At 67.8% G+C, this 4,031-nt stretch carries 4 protein-coding genes and 1 pseudogene; 1 reads left to right on the top strand and 4 read right to left on the bottom strand.

Annotated elements, in window-relative coordinates; genetic code table 11:
* The 4 genes and pseudogenes from PLC66_RS22260 to PLC66_RS22275 all read right to left on the bottom strand — a co-directional run.
* Positions 1 to 314 (bottom strand): annotated as a pseudogene (locus tag PLC66_RS22260) (acetaldehyde dehydrogenase (acetylating)); the annotation flags it as partial.
* A gap of 133 nt (positions 315 to 447) precedes the next feature.
* Positions 448 to 1,236, bottom strand: a complete 789-nt coding sequence (locus tag PLC66_RS22265; RefSeq protein ID WP_324544366.1) for a fumarylacetoacetate hydrolase family protein — start codon at positions 1,234 to 1,236, stop codon at positions 448 to 450.
* A gap of 32 nt (positions 1,237 to 1,268) precedes the next feature.
* Entirely contained in the window at positions 1,269 to 2,042 is a 774-nt protein-coding gene (locus PLC66_RS22270) for a glucose 1-dehydrogenase (protein ID WP_324544367.1), read from the bottom strand.
* A gap of 29 nt (positions 2,043 to 2,071) precedes the next feature.
* Positions 2,072 to 3,049 carry a flavin reductase gene (locus PLC66_RS22275; RefSeq protein ID WP_324544368.1) on the bottom strand — a complete coding sequence of 326 codons (978 nt, stop codon included), beginning with the start codon at positions 3,047 to 3,049 and terminating at the stop codon, positions 2,072 to 2,074.
* Positions 3,050 to 3,261: 212 nt separating this feature from the next.
* Here PLC66_RS22275 and PLC66_RS22280 point away from each other — a divergent pair.
* A partial coding sequence (locus PLC66_RS22280) for an aldehyde dehydrogenase family protein (protein ID WP_324544369.1) occupies positions 3,262 to 4,031 on the top strand: 770 nt, incomplete at its 3' end.

Here is a 4,031-nt window from a genome sequence, read left to right on the forward strand (position 1 = left end):
ATCGCGGCCGGTGTGAGGTCGATCATCAGCACGCCCAGCTCATTCAACTTGCGGCTGTTCTCGGCGTGCACATAGGCGCTGGTGGCGTCGAAGGCGATCTGCACGCCGTCAGCCTTGACGTGTGGCAGCAGGCCATCCACCCCGTCCGCGGTGGTCTTGAGGCCCAGTTCGCGGGCGCGGGCCAGGCCTTCGGAGGTGGCGTCGATGCCGACCATCCAGACCGGCTCCAGCACCGGGCTGCGCTTGAGTTTGTACAGCAGGTCGGTGCCGATGTTGCCCGGACCGATCAGGGCGCATTTGATCTTGTTGCTCATGGCTTCAGGCCCGTTGGATGCACCGCCCAAGCCGTGTCGTTCTCGGCGGCGCGTGGGAGGGGAGGTGCAGTCCGCGTGGGGGGTGGGGGAGGGAGGTCCACCCACCGCGCGGCTGCTGGAAACAAAAGCGACGTCAGCGAAAGCGCATCGAGCAGCCACCGAGGCCCTCGATCTGCATCTCGAAGCGGTCGCCCGTGCGGACTGCGATCAATGGCGCCAGCGAGCCCGACAGGATCAGCTCGCCAGCGCGGAAGGGGATGCCGAAGCGGCAGAGCGTGTTCGCGAGCCAGGCCACGGCTTGCGCGGGATGGCCCTGTACCGCCGAGCCCAGGCCCTCGCCGACCGGCTCGCCATTGCGCGACATGCGCATGCGCACCGTGGCCAGGTCGAGCTCGGACGGGTCGGTGCGCGTCTCGCCGACGACGAAGACGCCGCAGGAGGCATTGTCGGCCACCGTGTCCTGGATGCGGATCCGCCAGTCGTCGATGCGCGAGTCAACGATCTCGAAGCAGGGCGCGACCCAGGCGGTGGCGGCCAGCACGTCGTCCAGGCTTACGCCCGGCCCCTTCAGGTCGGCCTTCAGCATGAAGGCGATCTCGCCCTCCGCGCGCGGCTGAATCAGGCCTGTGGCGGCGATGTCGATGGTGGCGCCGTCCGGGCGCTGCATGGCGTCGGTCAGGAAGCCGAAGTCGGGTTGATGCACGTTCAGCATCTCCTGCACGGGCTTGCTGGTCACACCGATCTTCTTGCCGATCATGCGCTCGCCGTCTGCCTGGAGGCGCGACAACATGTGCAGTGACACATGGTAGGCGTCCTCGATGCCGATCCGCGGGTGGCGGTCGGTCAGCGGGTCGAGGGTGCGAGCCTCGCGCAATGCTGCATAGAGTTCGTCGCCAAGTTGGCGGATAAGGGTCTGTTCCATACACGGTTTGCTGGGCTGGATGGGTGACGGGTTCAGCCCGGCCACACGCTCGATTCGGCGCCGCCGTCGACTTCGATGACCTTGCCGGTCACCCAGGCCGAAGCCGGCGTGGCGAGGTAGAGCGCGGCGGCAGCGATGTCCTCGATGTCGCCGAGGCGCTTGAGCGGGGTGTTCTGGATCATGCCTTCGCGCATGTTGGCGGGCAGGGCGCGGTCGAGCGCGGCAGTCATGATGGGGCCGGGGGCGATCGCGTTGACGCGCACCGTCGGCGCAAAGTCCTGCGCCAGCAGCCGGGTGAGCTGGGTCAGTGCGGCCTTGGCGGTGCCGTAGGCGCTGAAGTAGGGCTGGGCATAGCGTGCCGCACCCGAGGTGATGTTCACGATGTTGCCGCCACCTGCTTCGCGCATGTGGGGTACGCACAGGCGGGTCAGCTCGTAGGCGGAGCTGACGTTGAAGCGGAACACGCCTTCGAACTTGTCGGTGGACATCTTCAGCGGATCGTTCGGGCCGGAGCCGCCGGCGTTGTTGACCAGGTGGGTGATGCGGCCGAATTCCTTCAACGCGGCATCGACGACCCCGGCGAGCTGGGCCAGGTCGGTCACGTCGCAGCTCACCGCGATGGCGCGCCGGCCCAGGGCGCGGACCTCTGCGGCAACGGACTCGACGTCGGCCAGGGTCCGTGCGGCGCACACGATGTCTGCTCCGGCTTCGGCATAGGCGAGGGCGATGCCGCGGCCGATGCCGCGTCCCGCGCCGGTGATGATGGCCACCTGGCCCTCCAGGCTGAAGCGTTCGGTGATGCTCATGTCGTGTCCTCTGTGAGTGGTTTGGGCATTCAACGGGGCGACCACAGGTCGGGCATGCCCGGGTCGCTGGTGGCAATCAGGCGCTTGAGCAGCAGCTTCAGGGCCATCGCGTCGCCGGGGCCGAGCTTGGCGGCGATGTCTTCCTCGACCGCCTTGGCCAGCGCGATCTGGCGCAGCGAGGCCTCGCGGCCGTCGGCCGTCAGCACGTAGCGCGTCTGGGCTCCGTCCTGCTCCATTGCCACCAGGCGTCGCGTCTCGAGGGTGCTCATCGAGGCCTCGTCGGCGAGCATGCCGGTATAGCCGATGAAGCCGTTGAGCTCCTGCAGACTCAGCCTGTCGCGGATCGATAGCACCGAGAGGATGAAGAAGGAGCGTTCGTCCAGAGCCTGGGTGCTCAGCAGCTGGCGCAAGGCGAACAGCATCTGGTAGTGGGCGCGGCCGAGCAGGTAGCCGAGCAGGTCTTCCGTGTAGCTGCACTCGGGCGGCGGCGTCGAGCCCAGGCGTACTTCCTCGCGGGGCTTGCGCGCAGCCAGTGCGTACTGGCCGCTCTGGAACACCAGCGGCGGCAGCTCGCTGCGGTCGTAGGTCAGCACCTCGCCGACGAAGATGATGTGGTCGCCACCGTCGTAGCTGAACGCGGTGCGGCATTGGAAGCGGGCTGTGCAGCCATTGAGCAGTGGTGCCTTGCTGATGCCCTCGTCGAGCTCCAGCCCGGCGAACTTGTCCTCGCCCTGGCGCGCGAAGCGCCCGGACAGCGCCTCCTGGTCGGCCGACAGCACATGCACGTTCCAGAACCTGGCGCTGGTAAAGGCGTCCCGGCTGCGCGCGTTCTTGGCCAGGCTCCACAGCACGAGCGGCGGGTTCAGTGACACCGAGTTGAAGCTGTTGGCGGTGATGCCGATCGGCTCGCCGTCCGCCGCACGGGTGCTGATGATGGTGACGCCGGTGGTGAAGGTGCCGAGCGCCGCGCGGAAATCCTGGGGGTCGAAGCCCTTTTGCGTCGTCATGTCGTGTCTCGCGGGACGGGTGGAGATGGGGCCGAGTATGAAAGCCGGGCACGGGCCCGGGCATCGTCCCAACGGACTAGCGGAATTGCGCCCCTGCGCCGGTGCTCGCCTTGTCCGGGCATGATGCGCTCGTCCGATCGGACTACGCAGCCTCGCCTGCGGCAGGGTATCGTCGGCGCAATGCCGTAAACCTCGAACCCGGAGCGACTGTCGTGACGAAAGAGATCATCATCACCCCGGCGGGCCTGTCCGCCTTGCTGCAGGCGCAAAAGCAGGCCTTCATCAGCGCCGGCGCCGTCCGCGCGACCGAGCGCAAGCGCCGCATCCAGACCGCGATCGACCTGCTGGTGAAGTACCACAAGCCTCTGGTCGAGGCGATGGACGCGGACTTCGGCGGGCGCCCCAAGGGCTACTCGCTGATGAACGACGTGCTCGGTTCGCTGACCTCGCTCAAGTACGCCCGCGATCACTTCGAGCCGTGGATGGCGAGCGAGGCGCGCACGCCGTTCCCGCCCTACGACCAGCTCGGTGCCCAGGCCTGGGTCATGTACCAGCCCAAGGGCACGGTGGGCATCATCGGCACCTGGAACGCGCCGCTGTTCACGCTGTTCAGTCCGCTCGCCAGCGCGCTCGCCGCCGGCAACCGCGCCATTCTCAAGCCCTCCGAGGTGGTGTCGCGCACCGCCCACGTGGTGGCCGAGGCGGTGGTCGACATGTTCGATCCGCTCGAGGTCGGCGTCGTCACCGGCGGCCCGGACATGGGCGAGATCTTCACCGCGCAGCCTTTCGATCACATCGTGTTCACCGGCAGCACACAGGTGGGCAAGGCGGTGATGCGCAACGCGTCGCAGAACCTGGTGCCGGTGACACTCGAATTGGGTGGCAAGTCGCCCACCATCGTCGCCCGCAGCGCCGACCTGGCGACCGCGGCCTTCCGCATCGCCGCGGCGAAGGCGAGCAACGGCGGCCAGCTGTGCGTGAA

The sequence above is a fragment of the Thauera sp. genome, assembly GCF_035444905.1.
Taxonomy (GTDB): Bacteria; Pseudomonadota; Gammaproteobacteria; order Burkholderiales; family Rhodocyclaceae; genus Thauera.